The following is a 21,943-nucleotide window of genomic DNA, read 5'->3' on the forward strand; positions in this document are numbered from 1 at the left end:
ACTCCTTTCAACCGACAGCGATTCGGTTCATCAGTGACGCGTCAATCCGAATCACTTCCGCATGCGGATGCTTCTGTCGATCGATAATTTGATTGAACCGTTTCGAAGCGACAAATCGATCGGATTCATAAATCCATGCCAAACGTACGAGGGCGAGGCGTAATTGCTTACGACCGTCACTCATCCGCAGATGGTCAATCTGATTATCGGCGTCTAGCCGATTGATGAACAGCTCGACTTTACAGTCTTCATTCAATAAATAGGACACGAGATAAGCGGCTTGTTGAATCAACTCTTCGTAACGCGCGTGGAGGCCATTCCCGAGCGGACCGCTCAAGTCGAGTGCGAGTGTGAACGTATCGAGGTTTTGGCGTTGAAACACTTTCGCCTGCAGCTTCCCTGTCTTCGCTGTCGCGACCCAGTCGATTTGTTTGACCGGCTCTTGCTCATACCGTTTTGTACTTTGCATCATCAACGGGTCATTGAGCGGCGAATGTTTGACGAGTCGGTCCCCCATCCGGACGAGGCGTGAGTCGAATCGGTTCTGTTTCGTGATGCACGGGAGGATAATCCAGGACGGCAGTGTAAAACCGGTGACGAAGATGGTGCCGAGCCAAAACGGGAGCTTGAACTGAAGGGTGCATTCATCGATTTGGACGGGACCGCGTTGCTTCGCGTGGATTGGAAGCAAATAGGTCGATTCATGACGAAGTTGTAAGGTGTGCACGGACTGATCTTCGTCAAACATCAAGCCGCGTCCCGTCACCAAGCGGACCGAAGTCGGGATCCCGAGCGTTTCAAGTCGCTCGATGCCTGTCACGTCCATCTTGAGCGAGACGCAATCATTCACGAACAACAACTGCTCCTTTTGATGAAACGACAAGCCTGTCGCCTCAACGATTTGTTTCGTCAGCCATTTCCGTGCGAGCATCAGCCCCAGAATCACGCCAGCCACGTAAGCAAACGGCCAGACGTATGGGAACCAAACGAAGAAGACGAGTATCCCTATATAGGCTGGCCAAAGCTTTTCATCTAAAAGGGACGGAGTACTGACTTCGACCTGTCGCATCCTCACACCTTCTCGACCGGGACGTCGACGCGCTCCAAGATGTCGGCGAGGACGGCCCGTTTCGTCGACTTCACGTCTCCTTCAAGCGTGAGCGTCAATCGGTGCGCCAACACATGCGTCGCGACGGCTTGGACATCTTCCGGCGTCACGAAGCGGCGACCCTCGATGTAGGCATACGCCTGAGACGCTCTAACGAGGGCGAGTGTCGCCCTAGGGCTGGCCCCCACTTCGACGAGCGGATGGTGTCGCGTCTCTTGGATGAGGGCGAGCAAATAAGTCACGACGTCCTCATGGATGCGAACCTCCTCGACTTCGCGCTGTGCCGCTAAAAACGTCTCGGACGACATGAGGGCATGAACGACGTGCCGTGTCTTCGAAATCGTCTGCAGAATCAACTGCCGCTCCTCGCCTGCCTCGGGATAGCCGACTTGAAGCGACATCAAGAAGCGGTCGAGTTGTGCGTCCGGCAACGCGAACGTCCCTGCCGACTCGATCGGATTTTGTGTCGCGATGACGAAGAACGGTTCCGGCAGTTGATACGTGACCCCACCAATCGACACTTGCCGCTCTTCCATCGCCTCAAGTAACGCCGACTGTGTCCGGGGGACGGCCCGGTTGACTTCGTCAATCAAAAGGATATTCGTGAAGATTGGGCCCGTCCGATTCTCGAACGCCTGCGTCTGCACGTTGAAGAAGTCAGCCCCGATGATATCACTTGGAAGCAGGTCGGCCGTGAACTGGATCCGTGTGAACTCGGCCTCGAAGCTCTTTGCGATACTTTTGGCGAGGAGCGTCTTCCCCGTACCTGGGACGTCCTCTAGCAAGATGTGTCCGTTCGCGAGTAGCGCCGTGCAACAGAGGCGCGTGATGTCAGGTTTTCCGAGATAGATTTGGTCGAGCTGTTCGAGTACGCGTGTGATCGTCATAAGGGTGGCTCCTTTTCTAAGCGAAGTAAGTGGGCATCGAGCTGTTGTTTGAACGCTTCTTCTCGTTGTGGCGTGATCTCGACTTGGTCATAACGGGTCTCTAAATAGCTCAAAAGTGAGGCGTCGAGCCGGATGCGGTTCGCCCAGGCTGACAACGTCTCGAACGGCCGGCGTCGTTGTTGTGACGGGAGCGCTTGTTCGAATTGAATCAGATGTTGCCGCAACGGGGAATCCGGCAGCGGGTGAATCGAGCGTGGGGACTGCTCGAACCTTTCATTTATGTTTTGCTTTGAGTGGGGCATTTCCTCTGTCAGAACGAAACCATTCACTTTTTTATTGAGACGCTGTCTGCGCCACAACCATGCGCCAATCAACAGAAGGAGCGCGCTAAGGATGTATGGGAGCAGGGAAAGGCGATCGGTTTCGTCATTGGATGGTTCCGCATATGACGGAGACAAGTCATCCGAATTTCCTCTCGGTGTGCCACCTTCCTCATCCGATGGTCCAACAATGCGCCCACTTCCAGAAGACTTGGACGCAGAATCTTCGTCAGCGCCACCTCCGCACCAACGCTCGGTATCGACCACTTCGATAATCCCAAACAACTTTCGCTTGTCGTGACAGTCCGTCACCCAGCTCGTGATAGGACTCCCAGAAATGTCCAATCCTTTGAAGTATGTATACGCGACTTGACCTGAGAGTGAAATGAGTGCGACAACCAGTAATGAAATCAAAATCGTGGATATAAAAAGGGCTTTGGCCTTTCTCATAGCTCGATTCGTCTGTGAATTTGTTGATTCGACTGCATTCGATTTCACTGCTCCCTTCATTCATCGATTCCATTTAACCCTTATTATGGAAAATGGATTTGAAAGGATTATAGCATAGGGTTTGATCGAATATTCAGTTTTTTTATAAAAAAGTTGCCCGTTTATCGAACGAGCAACCATACTTCCCCGTTATGTGTGTCATCCTCGTCTTGAATCCGCTCATGAAACCGATGTACCTCGGCATCCGCTGAAAGGTTGAACCGTTGTAGGCACATAGAGTCGATAGGCAAGCGCGTCCACGTCTGCTCAGACGTATCGCGTTCCATGAACGCCTTCAGTCGTGCGTCGCTCTCGAATACGATAAGTTCGGACTGCTAGAGCGTCGGCAGGTCAATCAAGACGACGACCCGGCAACTCTCCTGTTCTCGGAGGCGCACAAGCTGAGTTCCCCCTTCTAGCATCGTCTCGATGACGGCACGCTGAATCTCGCTGTTCTTCTCAATCGATAGTAAGAACGATTGATCGATTGGAATTTTGCTATGCCAATATCCGTCATGGAACGTCGTCGGGAACGAATGGGTCTGTTCTGCGATATCCAACCGCAACCGTTTCAACCTTCGTCTGACACCTCGTACTTTCGTTTTTCTCTTCACGGTTTCATCCCTATAACCCGGTCGACTTGCTGCTGATGGTGGCGGTCATGTTCGATGAACTCGGTGACGATATAGGCAAGTGTGTACGGAACACCTTGGTGCGGGCAATGGGTCGCCCCGTTTGCCGTCGTGTGCATCGTCATCGTCTCGTGACGAAGTGACGTCAGCCCTTCTATCAGTGAACTTCGACTCGCTTTGGCGAACGTGAGCACCTTTTCTCCAGAGAGACGTTTCGCTTTTTGGGTCGCGCGCGCGTTAAACGAATCGAACTCGGGGAAGATCATCCCTTCCCCGTTCTTGACGGCCGGGATGATGACGTTCAACAGATGGTTGTCCCAATGGGCGATGTGCAGGATGATTGCTTTGATTGACCATTTGTCGGTCGCGATCGTTTTCTCCCACGCCGATTCATCCAATTCCGTTAGCGTGTTTAGCCATGCGGTATAGGATGCAAACTCGTCGATGACGTTTGAAGTGTTAGTCATGAAAGTGTCCTCCTTGGTTTATAAAGTAAAGAATCCGCTCATATTCGATCTCATCTATTCCGTTTCATATAACCCTTCCGTACGATTATATTCCTCTAAACTTCGCCAATCGGGGAATGTTTGACGGAATCGCTCGCTTACGTCCCCAACTTGGCTCAGCATTAAAACAAATGTTGAGTCCCAAAAGATTAATTCACACATAGCATCCGGATGCTGAACACGGGGTGACTCGATCCATAGATCACTATTCCCGTCTGCGAACGGATGGACGATTAGATCGTTTAACTTGATGGACGTCTTTCGTTCAAACGCCGTGAATACTCCCCAAATGACGTATAGGTTTGTGTGTTGGACAAGTTCGAGTAGACGTTCACCTTTTATCCAGTAGGCCGCTCCCTCCTCAAGTTCTTGAATCTCTTCGAAATACTTCAACGAGTCATTTGAGATTACGGCGTCGAGGTCCGTCACCAACCAATTATAGTTGGCGATTTGTAAACGGAGAGCATCCATGACTTCTTGAATGGAAACGAATCGCTCGATAATCGTATTCATGTCAATACAGCCTCATCTTTTAACAACCATCTGAACCATCTGCCGTGCCCGTCCGTCTCAGCAATCGTCTGCTCTCGTTTGATACCGTTCACGTATTCGTCCAGATGCAAGTCTTTGTCTTGGATATTATTGTAGAGATGAAAAACGTCTCTCGTTTGGCCGATCTCTTCGACCACGTTCAATAAGTGTTTTTTCATGTCAATCGTCATCTGGTTGGCCACGTGCGTGTGGAAGATGCATAAGGTGCTTCCTTCTGGAATATTCCCGACAAGACCGCTCAATCGACTGATCCCATCGCCTTCGATGAAGTCAATCGGTTGCTCGCCGATATAACTAGAAGCGCGCTCGAACATCTCTAAACGTTCCTCATGCTCTGGCCAAATCAACGACTTGAGCCATAACCGCTCTGCTTCATTCTCTAAATCAACGATGTTCAAATCAAGTCCGATACGTGCTGCGACCGGGGCGGGTAATGGTGAGAGCGGCGGTGTCAGCTCCCCGACGAGTTCTGAACGGATATGTAACCGTGACTGCACATCTCCGAACACTTCCTCTTTCCCATAGGAATACGCATACTGGTCCCACAACAGTTGTAAGCCGGCACTCGTCCCAATCTCAATCAATGCCAGTGGTTTTCTCGTTTTATGATGAATGTAGCCAAAAGCGGGATACAAGTAAGCACACCTTCGGACTTCGTTCGTCTGAACGGGTTTCGAACTTAAGATAGACTCGATCTCATTTCGATACGTGAGACAAAACGATTTGAACGACTCGAACGATTCGGTTACGGGCTTAGCGTCGCGAACCATACTCGGGTAGTAGTCTGTTAGCGGGTGGTCGTACCCTTGCATCAGCAAGTAATGGACCGCACCGAACAATAAGTTCGGGACCGGTTGGCCTTCCTTCACCACGCTACCGATTTTAAGCAACTCGTCGTCCTTTGAAATATATAGCGATAACGATTCATAAAGCGGGCTCGAGTCCCGGCATTCTCTCTCGGCAAACGTCACAAACTTTTGAGACAAATCAGATATCGTCAAGTCAAATCCTCTCCTCACACGTGTTTCATGCATACTACTTTCCGTTTAAGTCAGGAGACTCCTTTTTATCCATACGACGGTTTGTCAAATTAAGCGCAACACTTCCTCCGTGAAGGCCTCGTGTGCGGTCTTCCAGCCCAGGCATTTGCGTGGGCGGCCGTTGATCTTGGCGAGCGCGTCCACGATCTCTCCCTGGCCGACCGTCGCGAAGTCCGATCCTTTCGGGAAGAACTCGCGCAGGAGGCCGTTGGCGTTCTCGTTGCTGCCGCGCTGCCACGACGAGTACGGGTCGGCGAAATACATCGGCACGCCGAGTGTCGCCCGGACGCGCTCGTGACAGCTGAACTCCTTGCCCCGGTCCGTCGTCGCCGTCTTGAACGTGCCCGCTGGGAAGGCCGCGTGGACCGTGTGGATCGCCTCCTCCATCGAGGCCGCGCTGCGGTCGGTGATCGGCAGGGCGATGTAGAACCGGCTCTTCCGCTCGATGAACGTCGCGACGCACGCCCTCGACTTCCCACGCCCGGAGACGACGGTGTCGAGCTCCCAGTGGCCGAATGTCTCGCGTGTGCGCACCTCTCTCGGACGTTTGGCGATGGACAGACCGATGTTGAACCGACCACGTGTCTCCATCGGTTTCTGGCGCTTGCCCTTTTGGCGGAGCACGGTCACCGGCACGTCGATCAGCCCCGAATAGATCCAACGATAGATGGTCGAGAAGGCGATTTTCCCGTCGAAGAGACGACCCACGATCTGTTCCGGGGACCAGGTCGCCCGCAGCTTCTCGATGATCGTCCGGCGCATCATGTCGTCGAGCTTCGTCTTGGCGCCGCAGTTTCGCTTCGCCTTGGCGTAGCGCTCCTGTGCGCGTTCGGCCGTGTAGCCGGGGTTCCTTCTGATCTCCCGCGAGACGGTCGAGGGCTGTCGCCCGAGCCGTCTCGCGATGGACCGTACGGACATCCCGAGCTCCAGGTAGGTCTCTATTTTCACGCGTTCCGCTGTGGTAAGATGGGTGTAGCTCATAGCGATTCCTCCGTCTGAATGTGTGTTGTGGTGACTTCATTCTACACGAGGCCGTCGCTATGGGCTTTTTTGCGTTCACGTTCAGGTGTTGCACTTAATTTTATAATTCATCATACAAAAAAACGGCACCGTATACACGGTACCGCCCTATCTTACAGCCAGACTGGTAAAGAAAAGAAAACGAGGAACAAGACGGTCAAGACACCGACGACCGGACTGAGCGACCGATAGCCCTTCTTGAACAAGACGATCATCGTATAGGCGATGAAGCCGAGCCCGATGCCATCGACGATGGAATACGTGAACGGGATCATGATGATGACGAGAATCGCCGGGAAGGCATGCTCCCAATTGTCGAGCGGGAGATGCTTCACGTTCTGGAACATCATCATGCCGATGATGATCAATACTGGCGCAATTGCCGTAACCGGAATGATCGCGAACAGCGGCAACAACAAGAGCGAGACGACATATAGGCCTGACGTGACGAACGAGGCGATGCCGCCCCGTGCCCCGACCGAGATGCCGGCCGCGACCTCGACCGTCGAGACGGTCGGGCTCGAGCCAAATAAGGCACCCGCCATCGTCGACAATCCTTGTGCGACGAGCCCTTTCGGAGCGTCCGCATCTTTGCCGATCGCGCGTGTCTGATTCTGGATCAAGCTGATGTTTTCAATCAGCAAGACGAGCGTCAACACGCCGACGGCGACGAGGAAGAGCGGCGACATCGATTCGGTGAACGAGACGCTCCCGAACACGGTGCCGAACGACTCGAAGAACGGTGTGAGCGCGAACTCACCGGTCCAGTCGAGCGTGCCCATGACGGCGCTCAAGCCGACACCGAACGCGATCGTCCAAAGGAAACTGCTCGGTCCCATCTTCAAGAAGAGCAGAATGGCGACGAAGAGCGTCAGGAACGCGACCTGCACCGGCCGTTCTCCGAGATCTCCGATGTGAAGCAGTGCCCCACCGCCGCCCGAGACGATCCCCGCCGCCTCGAGCCCGATCAAGATGAGGAACAGGCCGAGACCGACCGTCAATCCGTCATGAATGATCGGCGGGAACGCGTTCGCGAGTTTCCTCGCCACCTTCGTCACGGTCAGCAAGACGACGAGCGCCCCCGAGACGAGCGAGACGGCGAGCGCGCCTTGCCAGCTTAGACCCATCTGCAGGACGAGCGTGTACGTGAACAACGCGTTAATGCCCATCCCTGGTAACAGCAGCAGTGGCAAGTTGAAGAGCCCAGCGATGAACGTTCCGATGATGCTTGTCAAAATCGCTCCGACGAGCGCTCCCTCGAACGGGAGTCCGGCTTGTGTCAAGATTGCCGCGTGCACGGCCGGGATGTATGCTGTCGCCAGAAAGTTCAGCACGCCCCCGTATGTTTCTGTTTTCCATTCTGTTTGTTTTGCCATAGGAATCAATCCTTTATTGGCACCCTCACCCACCCATGTGGTTATACACACGAGGTTGATTATATCCTGTCTGACTTCTGACATGCAAGCGAATGTTGACTCAATTCCATCTTTCGACCCACTCGTGAGACCTGCTCCGTCTAAAGCTTCATTTTATAAAACAAGAACAAACGTTCCTGTTTTTAGCATCTTTTTTGAAGAGAATCTGCTATAATGAAGGAGCAGGTTAACGCAGCAATAGTGGGGTCAGCCGCCAAGTCCACAATGGAGGAAGGCGGTGGTGCGGATGGAACAGCTATGGACCTGGGTCGGTGATTACGTAATCCTCCCGATCCTCGCTCCGATTATCGTTCACTTGGTAATCCACCAAACATCCGATCGTGCAACGTCTGAACGCACAAAAAAATGACCCCCTCGGCGCAATGAGATGGGTCACTTTCTGATTCACTAACCATTGTGGCGGCTGGGCCACTCTTAAAGTGGTAGCCTGTAAGCCAGAGGCCGGTGTGTCGAGCACCGGTCTCTTTCTACTTGCATCATACCACATTTGTTGCCGGTTTTCAGTAACAGAAACACGAAAATTGTGAATCGAATCGCACAAATGGGACACACCGGGCCATCTTCAGCCCGGTGTTTTCATGTTTTCTCCGTTGTAGCGCGAGAACCAGTCAAGCATGGCGTCCGCTTCACGTTTCGGGATATCCTCAATCGACTCGATGGATAACAACCCACCGCGCGTCGATAAGACGACGTTACAAAGACCGAAGCGTCGTTGCAGCAAGGACTGGGTCACATGAATCTGTTCGATGCGGGGTTTGTCCGTCACGAACGAGCGCACGTTGAACGCGCCCGTCCGCAGTTGGATGAACGCCCCGTTCCGCGCATAGCGCGTCGTGTAATAGCTGAGCACACGCCCACCGACGATGAGTGCCCACAACAAGAGGAGCCACCACGCATATTCGCGGAAGAAATAGACGACGATCCCGGTGACGATCACGCCGAACCAACTGATGCGCATCAGCTTGATTCCAAGCGATCGTTTTGGCAGACGGTGGAGCGTGTCGGCCCAGGCGAACTGGCTGAAGTGTTCGTTTAGGACCCGCATCGCCCGGTCGCGTCTCACGAACGGGAGTATCGTCGACGACTCGTCTTTCAACTCGTCCATCGTCCCGGCCGCGACGAGCTCGACACCGATGATGTTGAACCAGCGCCGGATGAACGTCTCCTTGATGCGAATCGCTTGAATCTTCTCATACGGGATCTCTTTGGCCGACCGGTTCAGTAAGCCTTTCTCGACCCGGATGCGGTCGCCCCTCCGTTCGAGGACGAAATTCCCATACTTCAGGAAGTTGATCACCGTCCCGATGACGACCGACAAGAACAAGATGGAGAGGACGAGCACGCCGATGGCGATCACCGAGGCGCTGATGACCCAGTCCCCGATTTGGTCGAACGTGCCATCGAGGTTGATGAAGTCGTCGATGTACGTGATGATCGTCGAGGCGACCGGGAAGATGGCGAACACGGACAGCGATGTGAGCGAGGCAAGCAAAATCTCGCGGGTCGATAGTGTATAAAGCCGAACGCCCGGCGGTTTCTCGATCGTCACCGACTTCTCCGTGCTTCCTTCCTCCGTTTCGCTCGATTCGGCCGAGGCGTCAAGCCGTCGACGTCTCGACTGGTCGAGCACATCCTCGAGCCGTTTCGCCTCACCCGGGAAGACGCCTGCGAGTTTGAACGAGGCGTCGTCACTGTTCGCGTTCGTATCGAACGTCAATTCGACGACGCCGAGCAACCGATAAAAGAACGGGCTGTTCGAGTGGACGCTCTGAATCTTGTAGAGCGGCAGCGACTTCTCTTGCTTCATCCAGTTCCCTTCGATGACGTACATCGTCTTCTCGTCCAAGGCGTACCGGAAGTTACGCCATCCGAAAAACTTTTGCAGCAAATCGAATCCGATAAACAGGAGTACACCGACGCGAAGGATAATTCCAAACGTCGTCTCCCAGTCATTGTTCAAGACGAACAAGATGACGATCGGGATGGCGAACGACTTCAACATGTCGACGATGCGCAGGACGAGCACCCGTGTCGGAAGCCGATGCCACGTGAGCGACGTTTCGGTCATACGACATCCTCCTCTTCGATGCGGGCGTAGACGGCGATTTGCTCGCGGAGCGTCTTCGCGAATGATTCTTCGATCGCATAAATCTCATGCGATCCGCCTGCTGTGCCGATCGTGATTGTCTGAAGGCCGAACTTTCGAAGAAGCGGCCCTTGCTTCGCATGCACGTATTGCACTTTCGTCATCGGGATCAAGACGTCATGTGTCGTGATGATGCCGTGATGGAGTCGAATCTCGAGAGGTTGGACGAGATACGTGAAGCGCTCCTGTTTCCATTTCTGGAAGACGATGATGTCGACTAGACTATAGATGACCGCAATCGCCAGTAACCCGTAAGCTGTGGCTCGGAGCCAAACTGGCCAGTCGAACCAGACGGCCGCGAACACGAGCGCACCCGTGATAACCAAACCAATCACATAGAAGATGGCACTCGATAAGCGGAATACGGTTCTCGCCTCGATTGGCAATGTACCGCTGATGGGTGATGCTGTTTCATTCTCTGACATTGGTGTTTCCCCCTATCCGTTCGGACGTTCGTCCGTCTCTCTCTTTAGTATACGCCGTTTTTCTGAAAAAAGTTTCAATCTGACACGGGGAAAGCGGCAAGCTGTTCGTTGATTAACTGAAACCGGTGTACATACTCAGGCTCGACTTCGTCGACGATGGTCGTTAACGCTTCGTGAGCGGAACGTTTTAACGCATCCGTGATTCGTCCGGTCAGCTTGATTGAAGCGAACGCACTCGCGAGGATGACGACGTCACATGCGAAGCGGTCCCCGTTTTGCATCCAGTCTTCGGGCGTCGAGATGTCTTCTTCAAGCCAGTCCGATAGAATCGCATACGCCCCTTCCAAAAAATCGACGTCTCGTTCTTTCCGAAGCGCTTCTCCGAACATGTCGAGGACGTCGGCCCCTTCATCGCTCCCGAACGGCGCAAATTCGTCCGTGCAGTCCAAATAGAAATCTTCTTGGAAATGTCGCATGAACGCCGGGTGGGCCGTCAGCGGATGCGGCCCGATCTCCGGGTCGTCGACGTAAAGATGGGTGTCCCAGTCGTACTCGACCTCGACGTACCCTTTTTTCAGTTTTTGACGGACGAGCTTGTCCGCTTCTTTCTTACATGCTTCTGCCGTATCGAACGACTTCAGCTGGACTTTCCCGACCGTGCCGCGTTTTCCGTATTGGACGACGAACTCGTCCGTGCCGACACGGATGTTCCAGAATTTTGTGGTGTGTTGTAAATAGATCTGCATCTGGTTCTCCTTATGTAATGACGTAGCTTAAGTATACAAAAAACCGCTCGAGAGCGGTTTAGTCTTCAAAGAACCACTTTTTGCGCGGTTCCACTTTCAAGTTGTCGCCATGTTTCTTCATCTCGGTGATGAGGTAACGCTCGAGCTCGTTCATCGCCTTGACCCAGTCCGTCATCGTCGCGACGAGCGGGACGACGGTCAAGATGAGGTCTTCTTCTTCGTCTCGCATCTTCTCAATCATCAGCTTTGCGAAGTCAAAGTTCTCATGGATGAGGTCCTCTTCCCGATCGATGATATGCTCGTTCTCGAGTTCATACGCTGAGAACAGGCGCTCATGTCGTCTGAGCAAATGGCGTACATGGCGCAACAGTTCTTCCTCGAGCTGAGGTGGCAAATGTTCGAGCGTCAGAAAATCGTCATGCAGTTTGTCGAGCACGTGGATGGCGGCACTGTTCGTGTCGATCATCTTCGACTTCAAGACGGCCCGGCGATAGATCGGCGTCTTCTTCTCGAGCCAGCGATTCGCTTTAATCTCTTCCTCGAAGAAGTCGTATGTCGTCTTCGAACCGCGATGTTTCTTCTTCGTCTCTTCGAGTGACTCGAACGAGGAACGTCCCCCGTCCGTCTCAGAGAATAGACGCGCGATGCGGACGGCCATCTGGAACACCGTCGTGATCTCGTCCTCGAGCTTCCGTTCATAGCGTGGCGGGAACAACAGTGCGTTGACGAGAAGCGCGACCGTGATCCCCATCATGATGAGTAAGTATCGTTCCCCGGCGAACATCCAAATCGGCATGTCCGACTGGCTCGCCCCTTCCATGATCAAGATCGTCGTCAAGATGACGGTCCGTGTCGTCGACTCAAGGTTCAAGAACAGAAGAATCGAGATGGCGATGATGATGACGACGCCGATGGCGATCGGGGTCGGATTCGGGGTCAACAGTAACGAGAAAACGGCGAGCAACGCCCCGATCAAGTTCCCTTTCATCTCTTCTAAAAACCGGAGTCCCGTCTGATAGACGGACGGAAGTAAAGCGAGTGAGGCGGCGAGCGCCGGTACGACAATCTGTTGAAACTGAAACGCCTCGGCAATCAATAATACCAGGGCGACGGAAATCCCGGTTTTAATCGTTCTAGCTCCAAATCTCATGCGGTGTCGACAGCGAACTGTCTTCCTCCTTTGTACACGTCTTCTTTTTTTGTATCCTTCTTATCACGGGTTGAAACATGCGAACAAACGAAGCCGTTAACCGCTGTTTCGAGAGCGCTTCCGTGGTATGATGGCGGTGGATATTTTCTTTCATCTTGATGGGGAGGGGTTTACTTGTCAACCATTGCTTTATTCGGAGGGAGCGGCCGCACGGGGATGCGGTTGCTCGAGAAATTGTTAGAGGCCGGTCATGAGGTGAGACTGGTGTCTCGCCGACCAGTCGAATCACGAGAAGGCGTCACGGTCATATTAGGGGATGCGACCGACCTGACCGCGGTCAAGGAGACGGTGCAGCATGCGGACGTCGTTTTTTCAGCACTCGGCACCGACAAACAAAATGTCTTGTCGCGCTTCACCCCACTCGTGATTGAGGCGATGCGAGAAGTTGGGGTCACACGCATCGTCACGGTCGGGACGGCCGGGATTTTAAAGGCACACGACACGGATGCGTATCGTTTCCAAACACGAGAGTCGAAACGGACGATGACGACGGCGGCCGAGGACCACGCCCATGCGTATGAGTTGCTCGATGCCTCAGGTCTCGATTACACGGTCGTCTGCCCGACGCAATTGATTGATGAACCGTCAGTCGGCAAACTCGTCATCACTCAAGACAAGCTCGGGACGCTCCATTCCGGACCGATCTCACGCGATGACGTCGCCGACCTCGTCCTCGACGTCTGGCAAGGAAACAAATATGTAGGGCATCGCGTCGGGATCACGACGGAGTCACGATGAGGGGATGAAGACTTTGAACGAACAACGTATGCGCCTTGCGCAATTGACCGACCTGTTTGAAACGCAAGACGAGACCGATATGACCCGTCTCGCCCGGACGGCACTCCGTAAAGTGACACGTGATGAGATATGGATCGCCGTCTGCGGTCACTTCTCCGCCGGAAAATCGACACTGCTCAACAACTGGCTTGGGAACGGCGTCTTACCGACGAGCCCGATTCCGACGAGCGCAAATATCGTCACGCTCCGAAGCGGTGCGACCGGCGCCTCGGTCGCCGTCAACGACACGGACTGGATCCAGCTCGGGACCGATGAACTCGAACGTCTAAGTGACTTTTGTAAGATTGAAGAGATCAAAGAAGTCGAGTACGCCCTGCCCCGCTTCCCGTTCGGCGACGACGTCGTCTTGATGGACACGCCGGGCATCGATTCGACCGACGAACGTCACCGTCAAGCGACGGAGCGCTCGCTCTTCCTTGCGGACCATTTGTTTTTCATGATGGACTACAACCACGTCCAATCGGAACAGAACATCCAGCTCATGAAGCAGTTCAGCACCGAGGGACGCCCGTATTCAATCATTATCAACCAAATCGACAAGCATGAGGAGAGCGAGCTGTCGTTCTCGTCGTTCAAGCAGACGCTTGCGGCAGCGTTCGCACACCACGACATCGAGCCAGATGACGTGTTTTATATCTCGCTCCGTGAACTCGACCATACGGAAAATGAAGTGCCGCGGCTTCGATCATACGTCGAACGCGTCATCACCACAGCAAGGGACAATCGTTTTGAGAGTGCCGAGCAGTTGACGGACACGCTCCTCGAGCGTTCGGAGCAGACGTACGCCCGTTCACTCGAGCAGTTACCGACTGTGGAGAAACACCCGACCGAGATTCAGGCCCGCCTGCAGCGACTCGAGAAAAAACACGTCTGGCTCAGCGCGTTCCGCCGCGAGTTCTTCCGCCACCAGACCCCGATCGTCGCCAGCGCTCCGATCATGAACTACGAGTTCCGTGAACTGTTGCGGGATTATTTGGAAAGCTGTGCCCCGACGTTCAAGGTCGGCCTGTTCTTTTCGAAAGACAAGACGCGGCAAGAACGGTCACGACGTGAGGAAATCGCCGTCAAAGAGTTCAATCGCCTGCTCGACACGAACTTGCGTCCGCACTTAATCAAATACGCGGAAGACATCATCCGTGACTTGAAGTTTCCAGAAGCGAGGCTTGCCCGACCGGATGCATTGCCGGAAGCGCCGGCCACACTCATCACCGACCAAGTAAAAAGTGGAGCCTCGCTCAGCGGGGACACGGTCCTTCAGTTCAGCCGGGACATCGAGTCCGCCCTCGCCGCCTGGGTGACGAAAGCGTCCGACCCGTGGGTGGCGTCGGTCGAAACGTATCTCGAGACAGACGGTGCGGATCGGCTTGACCAAATCACGACCGAACAAAACTCGCTTTACGACATGTTGGACACGCTCGGTACGAGACGTCGCCTGCTAGAACGACAGACTGCACTTCAAGCCTATACGGAACAATCCTTGACGCCGGAACGCATCGAGGCGCTCGAAGTCCGTCACTATGTCGATGTCGAGCATTTACCGAAGCAACAAGTCGCCCAGCAACAGAAAGAAGTTGCACTGACGACAGTCTTGGATGATAATTTGAGCGCTTTTTTTTCTGATTTTTCAAATGAATATACGGTATGTGAAATATTAGAAAGTCATCCGTTATTCACGTCCCGAGTGAGGTCGCTCCGACGCAAACTCGAACGAGCCGAAGCCGAGACATACACGCTCGCCATCTTCGGTGCGTTCTCTTCCGGTAAATCGTCGACGTTGAACGCTCTACTCGGCGAGACGGTGTTGCCGACGTCACCGAACCCGCTCACCGCCTCGATCACGAAGATCGTCCCGCCGAACGGACGGGCGCACAAGAGCGCCACAATCACGTTTAAATCGCGTGACGAGCTCGAGACGGAACTCGACAGTTACGGGACGACACTCGATTCGCTCGCGCTCGACCATCCGTTCGTGAATGCGGTGAAACACGCCCCGCTCCAGCATCTCGGGACGACGGAGACGGTCGATTACGACACGTTCGCCTCGTTCGTCACGGAAGAGACGAAGAGCTGCATCGTCAAAGAGATTGAGCTGTACGTCGATTCCCCTTGGGCCGAGCGCGGCATCATCTTCGTCGACACGCCGGGCGCCGACTCGCAGTTCAACCGACATAGCGAGGTCCAGTTCGGTTATATGCGTGACGCCGATGCCGTCTTGTTCGTGACGTATTACAACCACGCGTTCACCGAGGCCGACCGTGAGCTCGTCATCCAGCTCGGGCGGGTCCAAGGGACGGGCGACCACCAGATGTTCTTCCTCGTCAACGCCTCTGACTTAGCGGCGGACGAGACGGAACGGGACGCCGTCTCCGACTATGTGGCCCAGCAATTGACGAAGCTCGGCGTGAGACACCCTTCCGTGTTGCCGATCTCGAGCCGAAACGCCATGAACGGGCGAGACGAAGGATTCGACCGCTTCGCTGAACGGCTCGGCCAGTTCGTCGACCACGACCTGCGCCAAGCGAACGCGCTTCGCATCAAGGAAGAGACGGCCGCACTCCTCGCCTCGTTCGAAGAAGTCGTCCGGGAAGCGGACGCCGACGCGAGCGTCAAAGCGAAACGTCGCGACCGGCTCGAACGGTTACAGAACGGGCAAATGCTCCCGGTCACATCGCTTGACGCACCGTTCGCCCGGGAAGTGAAAGAACTGCTCGCCCACCTCGAGACGCGGTCGCTCCTTCGTCTATCGGACTTCGTCAAGGAGACGTTCCATCCGGTCGAGGTGGACGGCTCGAAGGCGAGTCTAGAACGCGCCCTCGTCCGGACGCTCGACAAGTATGCCTATGACGTCCATCAAGAGCTTCAAGTGTTCCAGTATCGGCTCGAGAAATTCTTGAAGAACGAGACGGCCCGGCTCATCGCGCAAGAGACAGCGAAGCTGCGTCCACTGTTGCCGACGTTTGCGTTCGACGAGGACGTGACGATCGACTGGCTGCGTGACACGGTCGAGACGGTGTCGTTTGACCAAACCGCCTTCCGGCCGGTATTGAAACAGTTCAAGAACACGAGCCAATTCTTCGAAGGGGACGGGCGGACGATGCTCCGGGACGACTTGAGCGCACGCCTGCGCCTCGCAGTCCGTGATCAGCTCGAAGCAATTGGTGCCCGAGAGATCGAACGCACGTCTCGTGAGCTCGCCGGACTCGAGGAAAGCCTAAGTGCCGCGTGGAACGATGAAGTGCGTGAACTCGTCTCCGGCGAGCTGAGCGTCCTCTCAGACGGACAGTCGTTCACGGACATGAGACAGCGCCTCAAAGCGCTCGGAAAGGAATGAACGCATGGGATCTTTACTCCTTGTCGGCTTGATTCCGGCCGTGATCATGACGTTCGCGCTCGGTCTGTTCATCCGACACTTATATATCACGAACAAAGAATGAAACAAGCCTCGAGCGTGCCGCTCGAGGCTTGTTTTTATGCGTCAGCCGGGTAACGAACGTCGATTTGGCGGCGCATATCGGTCATGACGTCGGCAAGCAGGAGCATGTCGTCATGCGTATGACGCGGCGTCTCCCGTTCCCCCGCCTCGATTAACCGAACGAATTCCTGAATTTCGAACGCCATCGGGTTTATTTGCTCGCTGACGAGCTCCTCGGTCGTCCCGTCACGCCCTTCGAACGTCAAGCGGTCGAACGTGGCAATGTCGTCAATCAAGATACGCCCCGTCTCCCCAATGATTTCAGACGGCGAGTTCGACCCGTGAATCTTCGAATGGAGCACGACGATGTCCATCCCGTCATACGATAGGATGGCCGAGCCGCTGCCGTCGACACCTGACTCGAGTTTGACGGCGTTCGCCAAAATCGTGTTTGGTCGATCGAACAGCTTGAGCGCGGGTCCGAGACAATAGACGCCGAGGTCCATCAGTGAGCCGTTCGAGAAGTCCGGGTTGAACGTGTTCGGGTTGTCCCCACGTTTATACAGGTCATAGCGTGACGAGTACTGCGACTTGTTCAAGATGACGCGCCGGACCGGACCGATGCGATGAAGTTCTTGACGCAACACGTCGAAGTTCGGCATGAACAAGTTGCGGAGCGCCTCGAGCAAGATGACGTCATGCGCGCGGGCCGTCTCGAGCATCGCGTCGACCTCGCGGACGTTCGAGGCGAACGGCTTCTCACAGAGGACATGCTTGTTGTGACGCATGAACAGCATGCTCTGCGCGGCGTGGAGGGCGTTCGGGCTCGCGATATAGACCGCGTCGATGACGTTACTCGCGGCCATCGCTTCGAGAGACGTGAACGTATGGGGGATGTCAAATTGAGCGGCATATGTTTCTGCCCGCTCCGCTGTCCTGGAATAGACGGCCGTCACTTCTGTGCCTGTGATCTGTTGGATTGTCTCAAGAAAGGTGTCGGTGATGAAGTTCGTGCCGATGATGCCGAATCGAATCATATGTAATCTCCTCGTTTCTTTATAGCTGTTTTGACAAGATGATTTCATCGTGAAGTGGGATGCCGTTGTTCCCGATCAGGGGGATGCTTGGCTTTTCGAGCCGGGCCACGTTGACCGCATCCGTCACGATTCGTTCGAGCCGAAAGCCGCGTTTTTGGTAAAACGCGAGCGCGTGCACATTATCGTTCGTCGTAATCAAAGTTAAACGCTTGAGACGATGACGCTTCGCCTCTCGTTCCACTTCTTCTAAGAGTGAGGACCCAATGCCTTTGTTTTCCTGTAAACTGTCGAGCGAGATGATTTCGAGCGCATCATGACGGATGACGTACGTGACGAGCCCATGAATCGACCCGTTCATCCAGACGAAACCGTCGAGCGACGCACAGTCATATGTCCCAGACGAGACGACCATCTGGGAAGCCCCCCATTGATTCATGAAAAACGCGCGAACCTCGGTCCGGTTACTAGTGGTGATGGCATGAATCATTGTTTACTCGGCCTCATCGGCAGGGGCGGCCTGCTGACTCGCCTCGGTATAGATTCGGAACTGTTTGAACTGCTCGTCATAGATGAGACGAATCGCCCAGGCGAATCCTTTCGCATACAACCGGTAGAACCAAGACGAAGGCAACAACGTGATTCGAACCGTTACGCTCGTGCCGCCTTCGGTCTCCTCGAGGACGTAAGACGTCGTCGAGACACCTTGGTTCGTCACCGCCTGTACTTCACACGCATAAGGTCGATTGACATGCGTCAACATGGAATCGACACGAATCTCTTTATTCTCGAACTGTTGAACCGAGACGAAACGTTTGCCTTCGACGAGTGCGTTGTCATTGTCCTCGTAAATGTTCTCGATGAGATGGTCGTTCCATTTGATGATGTGTTCATCTTCAACCAGACAGGCGAAGACGTGGTCGATTGGGGCTTGGATGGTCATCTGATAGGTCGCGATTTCTGTCGGTTGTTTCATTGAATCCCCCTCTTTCAGTCTAATATTTTTTCAAAATATATGTATCGTTCCATTGATAAATCTGTCGAGCTAAAAGGTCTTCTTTTCAGGTATATAATTGTTCAATCGTATTGAAAATGGAATGCTTCTCTACCTTGAGTTGAATCATAATAGACTCCATTCAATTTATTAAAAGTTTATATCGTTCCAACAATAGTGGCCGCTGTTTGGGATTCGTTTAATTGGAAAGAAATCATTTCGTGTCATAGGGCTTACCTTCTCGATTATCTTTTCTGAAACTTATTCTAAAAGAGATCGTAGAGAAAACGTATAGAAATTTTATATTGGAGTGTGAGAAAGCATGATTGAGTTGTTGCTTATTGGAACGACGCATTTGAATATGCCGAACAACGGGGATGTGTTGATGCCGGAAACGTCCGATATCCTCAGTCCCACCCGTCAACAAGAGCTAGATGCGTTTGTTACGCGATGTTCTTGTTTCGAACCGACCGTCATCTGTCTCGAAGTCGCAAAAACTGATCAGGAGTCGTTGAATCAGCGTTATCAGAAATATGTAACTAATCCGCTCACAGCCAGCGAAGACGAGCGCGAGCAAATCGGCTTCCGGCTCGCGAAGCTGTGCGAGTTGCCACTCGTTCAAGCCGTCGATTGGAACGAAACAGTTGACGGTGTCAGCCTCGGTGACGTGATGGATACTCACCCTGTCGAGATGGAGAGAATCATTTCGACACAGCGTACGCTCGTGCAGGACGTGGAGACCGCCTTCGCTACCCTCACGATTTCTGAGTATTATGCGTACATAAACCAAAGCGAGATTACCGATTCGATGCATCGAGCCTACACCGAAATCGCCGCCGTCGGTCCGACAGGCTCGCGTTGGGTCGAATCTTACTGGAATGCACGGAATCAGCGCATCTATGAGAACGTGAAACGTGTCGCGAAGTCGGATGACCGCATTGTGCTCTTGTACGGTCTCGCCCATGTTTATCTGTTGAGACAATTTTTCGAGCAAGACGGCGACTTTATCGTTCGTCCGTTCGATACCCTAGTCCCTTGACCGTTCCCTTTGATCGATAGTTCGCGCCAAGTCCTCGATCCGTTCACGTGTGATGCCTATTCGCTGCTCGATGGCGAGCGGATGGTCGGTCGGCTCGAGTTCGATAAACGGCCGCATCCCGACCTCTCGGATATGGACGTTCGTCTTCAAATTGATCGTGTCCGGATAATCGGGCAAGTCTGTCGAGAACCAACCGAACATCGGTTCAAGTTCGACACGAGCCGGGTCTTCCCACGCATCAAGCATCCGAAAGAAATTATCCGCGCTGAGCGACACCCAGACGTTCCAAGTGAAGATGTTGTCCTCTCCGATAATCGGGAGTTCGAGACAACCATTCACAAAGAAATGTTCCTCGTCTAGGACGCAGACGTCATCGGTCAAGACGACGCGACGCTTCCTCTCTTTCTTAGATAATTCCTCGATAAAGGTCGGCATGAGCGAACCATATCCGAGTGGTACGTCAATTGGTGCTTGGCAGACCGAACAGGCACATTGCGCGTTATGCTTGCGCTTCTGTTTGAAACGATTCAACATTTTTAAAACCTCTCTTGGTAAAAAAATAGTGAATTCGGTATTTGAAATAAATTTAATCCGCTTCTTCAATGGTTTCTAGGACGGTCTCGGGTTCATATTCCATCCCTTTCAAGTCACTCGACCAATCCAATCCACACAACAACCCGTCATCCGCCATATTCGGCAACCAGCCCGCGACGAACAGATCCAGTGGCAACTCGATGAGGTGATAGTCTTCCCACTCCTCAGCCTTACAAGCAAGTGCCCGTTCACGGGTCGAGAAGAACAGCAACACGTCTGTCGCCTCAATGACCGAGGGCGCATACGCCCAACCGTCATTTGCTTCTGCCGACAACCCGAACACCGTCTCGCTTTCAAGGACACGCTCACAGAACGTCTCAATCACGTCCAATTCCAATCGGACCACTTCGACGAACGCATCGATTGAGTCGGCAACTCGCTCGAGCTCATCTGTCTCATACAACCAGATATAGATCGTCTCGACGTCTGAAGTCAAAAAACCGAGCTCATCCCCGCTCCCGTTCGCAGCAACCGTGATAAAGTCTTCCGGCAACTGACGTTCGTCCCTGTTCGCGCGGATGATGTCGTCCCACGTTTTGTTGAAGAAGCGCTCGTCTTTGATCGGATAAAAGAACCACTCCCCGACCTCAAACTTATTGTCATAAAGCCACGCCTCCCGAAGACCGTTCGGCAAACGACTGCCAAGCTCTTGTTCGACCGCTTCGATTGTTTCTAACGTAAATCCTGGCAGGTTGGTTTCGATACGCATTGCAATCCCTCATTTCGTCATTCAATCACATAAAGTATACTTTTTTTGGTGAAAAGAGGGAATGTATTTTTCGTCTTTGCTGTCTGAACGACTCACACACGAAGCAACGTGACGTCCGTTCCGTCGATTTGAATAAACCCGCCAGCACACCCGCGCAGGTCACCGGCCACTCGCCCGCAACGGGTCGGCTTCTCACGCCGACCGAACGCCCAACGATACAACTCGCCGCCCGTCACAAAATAAGCCGCTTCTCCGACAATCGTCATCGCCTCGCTTTCATGGAGCATTTTCGGTGCACGATAGACGATAATTTGTCCGTTACGATTGATATGTGTCAACTCACCGTCGAGCGTGGGGAACATCCAGACGCCTGAAGCGGTCGTAACGAGGTGCTCACAGTCAACGATAATCGGGGCTTTACGCGTTTCGTGGTTATAGCGAAACAATATGTCACCGTCTCTCGAGAAACAGACGAGCGCCTCCGTCGCGATGTCTTCACCAAAAATTCCTTCATCGCCGTATCCGACCCAAATCCTTGACGTATCAACGGCAACGGACGCGATACATTGACCGGCGTGAAAGAAAGTCTCGATGCTGCCATCCGTTCGAACAATCCAAGCATTCGGTTTTGTATCATCGCGAGTAAAGTCGACAATGACAAATGTCGCCTCGTCGATCACCCGAATGAACGGGTCGGTCAGGTCGAGTTTGAGTTTGATCGTATTCGCTCGCCACGTCACGATGGCAACGCAATCTGCACGATGTAACGTGATGAGCTCCTCACCCCACCAATCGGCGTCAACAGCTTCATACATTGTCTCGTTCATCGCTATACTCCTTTCGTCT

Annotated in this window: 21 protein-coding genes and 1 pseudogene; 3 read left to right on the forward strand and 19 right to left on the reverse strand. The window is 53.6% G+C overall.

The window, feature by feature from the left end; translation table 11 throughout:
• Positions 1-7: 7 nt before the first annotated feature.
• From P398_RS0110130 to P398_RS0110200, 13 genes and pseudogenes are all read right to left on the reverse strand, one after another.
• Entirely contained in the window at positions 8-1,069 is a 1,062-nt protein-coding gene (locus tag P398_RS0110130; RefSeq protein ID WP_235263334.1) for a DUF58 domain-containing protein, read from the reverse strand.
• Between the two features lie 2 nt (positions 1,070-1,071).
• Positions 1,072-1,995 (reverse strand): AAA family ATPase, encoded by a 924-nt coding sequence (locus tag P398_RS0110135; RefSeq protein WP_029335054.1) that lies wholly within the window; start codon positions 1,993-1,995, stop codon positions 1,072-1,074.
• On the reverse strand, positions 1,992-2,729 hold the full coding sequence (locus tag P398_RS0110140; protein ID WP_235263335.1) for a hypothetical protein: 738 nt from the start codon (positions 2,727-2,729) through the stop codon (positions 1,992-1,994). Before P398_RS0110140 ends, P398_RS0110135 begins: the two co-directional genes overlap by 4 nt.
• A gap of 197 nt (positions 2,730-2,926) precedes the next feature.
• Positions 2,927-3,418 (reverse strand): annotated as a pseudogene (locus P398_RS17050) (DUF3916 domain-containing protein).
• The gene (locus tag P398_RS0110155) at positions 3,415-3,903 is read right to left on the reverse strand and encodes a DinB family protein (protein ID WP_029335060.1); all 489 of its coding nucleotides are present in this window, start codon (positions 3,901-3,903) and stop codon (positions 3,415-3,417) included. Before P398_RS0110155 ends, P398_RS17050 begins: the two are co-directional and overlap by 4 nt.
• Before the next feature lie 54 nt (positions 3,904-3,957).
• Positions 3,958-4,455, reverse strand: a complete 498-nt coding sequence (locus P398_RS0110160) for a hypothetical protein (protein ID WP_029335061.1) — start codon at positions 4,453-4,455, stop codon at positions 3,958-3,960.
• The gene (locus P398_RS0110165) at positions 4,452-5,495 is read right to left on the reverse strand and encodes a DUF2332 domain-containing protein (protein WP_034799137.1); all 1,044 of its coding nucleotides are present in this window, start codon (positions 5,493-5,495) and stop codon (positions 4,452-4,454) included. The genes P398_RS0110160 and P398_RS0110165 overlap by 4 nt, the downstream gene beginning before the upstream one ends.
• Before the next feature lie 84 nt (positions 5,496-5,579).
• Positions 5,580-6,515 (reverse strand): IS30 family transposase, encoded by a 936-nt coding sequence (locus tag P398_RS0110170; protein ID WP_029335064.1) that lies wholly within the window; start codon positions 6,513-6,515, stop codon positions 5,580-5,582.
• Positions 6,516-6,667: 152 nt separating this feature from the next.
• Complete coding sequence (locus P398_RS0110175; RefSeq protein WP_029335066.1) at positions 6,668-7,930, reverse strand: NCS2 family permease; 1,263 nt, start codon at positions 7,928-7,930, stop codon at positions 6,668-6,670.
• A gap of 622 nt (positions 7,931-8,552) precedes the next feature.
• Positions 8,553-10,058 carry a PH domain-containing protein gene (locus P398_RS0110185; RefSeq protein ID WP_029335068.1) on the reverse strand — a complete coding sequence of 502 codons (1,506 nt, stop codon included), beginning with the start codon at positions 10,056-10,058 and terminating at the stop codon, positions 8,553-8,555.
• Positions 10,055-10,561: a PH domain-containing protein gene (locus tag P398_RS0110190; RefSeq protein WP_029335069.1), complete on the reverse strand. Its 507-nt coding sequence runs from the start codon at positions 10,559-10,561 to the stop codon at positions 10,055-10,057. Before P398_RS0110190 ends, P398_RS0110185 begins: the two co-directional genes overlap by 4 nt.
• A gap of 74 nt (positions 10,562-10,635) precedes the next feature.
• Positions 10,636-11,307, reverse strand: a complete 672-nt coding sequence (locus P398_RS0110195; protein ID WP_051638897.1) for a WGR domain-containing protein — start codon at positions 11,305-11,307, stop codon at positions 10,636-10,638.
• Positions 11,308-11,365: 58 nt separating this feature from the next.
• Complete coding sequence (locus tag P398_RS0110200; protein ID WP_024370377.1) at positions 11,366-12,457, reverse strand: FUSC family protein; 1,092 nt, start codon at positions 12,455-12,457, stop codon at positions 11,366-11,368.
• Positions 12,458-12,631: 174 nt separating this feature from the next.
• Here P398_RS0110200 and P398_RS0110205 point away from each other — a divergent pair, with 174 nt between their 5' ends.
• Entirely contained in the window at positions 12,632-13,255 is a 624-nt protein-coding gene (locus P398_RS0110205; RefSeq protein ID WP_029335074.1) for an NAD(P)-dependent oxidoreductase, read from the forward strand.
• A gap of 4 nt (positions 13,256-13,259) precedes the next feature.
• Positions 13,260-16,646, forward strand: a complete 3,387-nt coding sequence (locus P398_RS0110210) for a dynamin family protein (protein ID WP_029335076.1) — start codon at positions 13,260-13,262, stop codon at positions 16,644-16,646.
• A 137-nt stretch (positions 16,647-16,783) separates the two neighbouring features.
• Here P398_RS0110210 and P398_RS0110220 read toward each other — a convergent pair whose 3' ends face one another.
• From P398_RS0110220 to P398_RS0110230, 3 genes are read right to left on the reverse strand one after another with little or no spacing between them, the layout of a single operon-like run.
• Entirely contained in the window at positions 16,784-17,764 is a 981-nt protein-coding gene (locus P398_RS0110220; RefSeq protein WP_029335079.1) for a Gfo/Idh/MocA family protein, read from the reverse strand.
• A 19-nt stretch (positions 17,765-17,783) separates the two neighbouring features.
• Positions 17,784-18,200 (reverse strand): GNAT family N-acetyltransferase, encoded by a 417-nt coding sequence (locus P398_RS0110225; protein ID WP_235263338.1) that lies wholly within the window; start codon positions 18,198-18,200, stop codon positions 17,784-17,786.
• A 54-nt stretch (positions 18,201-18,254) separates the two neighbouring features.
• Positions 18,255-18,737, reverse strand: a complete 483-nt coding sequence (locus P398_RS0110230) for an SRPBCC family protein (RefSeq protein WP_029335086.1) — start codon at positions 18,735-18,737, stop codon at positions 18,255-18,257.
• A gap of 340 nt (positions 18,738-19,077) precedes the next feature.
• Between P398_RS0110230 and P398_RS0110235 the strand changes: the two genes are divergently transcribed.
• The gene (locus P398_RS0110235; protein WP_029335088.1) at positions 19,078-19,794 is read left to right on the forward strand and encodes a DUF5694 domain-containing protein; all 717 of its coding nucleotides are present in this window, start codon (positions 19,078-19,080) and stop codon (positions 19,792-19,794) included.
• Here P398_RS0110235 and P398_RS0110240 read toward each other — a convergent pair.
• From P398_RS0110240 to P398_RS0110250, 3 genes are all read right to left on the reverse strand, one after another.
• Positions 19,783-20,328 (reverse strand): DUF2199 domain-containing protein, encoded by a 546-nt coding sequence (locus tag P398_RS0110240; protein WP_029335090.1) that lies wholly within the window; start codon positions 20,326-20,328, stop codon positions 19,783-19,785. The genes P398_RS0110235 and P398_RS0110240 overlap by 12 nt on opposite strands.
• Before the next feature lie 52 nt (positions 20,329-20,380).
• Positions 20,381-21,097, reverse strand: coding sequence for a DUF2750 domain-containing protein (locus P398_RS16390; protein WP_051638899.1), 717 nt, complete (start codon positions 21,095-21,097; stop codon positions 20,381-20,383).
• Positions 21,098-21,189: 92 nt separating this feature from the next.
• A complete protein-coding gene (locus P398_RS0110250; RefSeq protein ID WP_029335093.1) occupies positions 21,190-21,924 on the reverse strand; it encodes a hypothetical protein in 735 nt (244 codons plus the stop codon).
• Positions 21,925-21,943: the final 19 nt, after the last annotated feature.

The sequence above is a fragment of the Exiguobacterium aurantiacum DSM 6208 genome (assembly GCF_000702585.1).
Lineage (GTDB): Bacteria > Bacillota > Bacilli > Exiguobacteriales > Exiguobacteriaceae > Exiguobacterium > Exiguobacterium aurantiacum.

Coding starts and splice junctions, on each gene's coding strand:
- P398_RS0110130 (WP_235263334.1), bottom strand. CDS start 1,069: ATGCGACAGGTCGAAGTCAGTACTCCGTCCCTTTTAGATGAAAAGCTT.
- P398_RS0110135 (WP_029335054.1), bottom strand. CDS start 1,995: ATGACGATCACACGCGTACTCGAACAGCTCGACCAAATCTATCTCGGA.
- P398_RS0110155 (WP_029335060.1), bottom strand. CDS start 3,903: ATGACTAACACTTCAAACGTCATCGACGAGTTTGCATCCTATACCGCA.
- P398_RS0110160 (WP_029335061.1), bottom strand. CDS start 4,455: ATGAATACGATTATCGAGCGATTCGTTTCCATTCAAGAAGTCATGGAT.
- P398_RS0110170 (WP_029335064.1), bottom strand. CDS start 6,515: ATGAGCTACACCCATCTTACCACAGCGGAACGCGTGAAAATAGAGACC.
- P398_RS0110175 (WP_029335066.1), bottom strand. CDS start 7,930: ATGGCAAAACAAACAGAATGGAAAACAGAAACATACGGGGGCGTGCTG.
- P398_RS0110185 (WP_029335068.1), bottom strand. CDS start 10,058: ATGACCGAAACGTCGCTCACGTGGCATCGGCTTCCGACACGGGTGCTC.
- P398_RS0110190 (WP_029335069.1), bottom strand. CDS start 10,561: ATGTCAGAGAATGAAACAGCATCACCCATCAGCGGTACATTGCCAATC.
- P398_RS0110195 (WP_051638897.1), bottom strand. CDS start 11,307: ATGCAGATCTATTTACAACACACCACAAAATTCTGGAACATCCGTGTC.
- P398_RS0110200 (WP_024370377.1), bottom strand. CDS start 12,457: ATGAGATTTGGAGCTAGAACGATTAAAACCGGGATTTCCGTCGCCCTG.
- P398_RS0110210 (WP_029335076.1), top strand. CDS start 13,260: ATGAAGACTTTGAACGAACAACGTATGCGCCTTGCGCAATTGACCGAC.
- P398_RS0110220 (WP_029335079.1), bottom strand. CDS start 17,764: ATGATTCGATTCGGCATCATCGGCACGAACTTCATCACCGACACCTTT.
- P398_RS0110225 (WP_235263338.1), bottom strand. CDS start 18,200: ATGAATCAATGGGGGGCTTCCCAGATGGTCGTCTCGTCTGGGACATAT.
- P398_RS0110230 (WP_029335086.1), bottom strand. CDS start 18,737: ATGAAACAACCGACAGAAATCGCGACCTATCAGATGACCATCCAAGCC.
- P398_RS0110235 (WP_029335088.1), top strand. CDS start 19,078: ATGATTGAGTTGTTGCTTATTGGAACGACGCATTTGAATATGCCGAAC.
- P398_RS0110240 (WP_029335090.1), bottom strand. CDS start 20,328: ATGTTGAATCGTTTCAAACAGAAGCGCAAGCATAACGCGCAATGTGCC.
- P398_RS16390 (WP_051638899.1), bottom strand. CDS start 21,097: ATGCGTATCGAAACCAACCTGCCAGGATTTACGTTAGAAACAATCGAA.
- P398_RS0110250 (WP_029335093.1), bottom strand. CDS start 21,924: ATGAACGAGACAATGTATGAAGCTGTTGACGCCGATTGGTGGGGTGAG.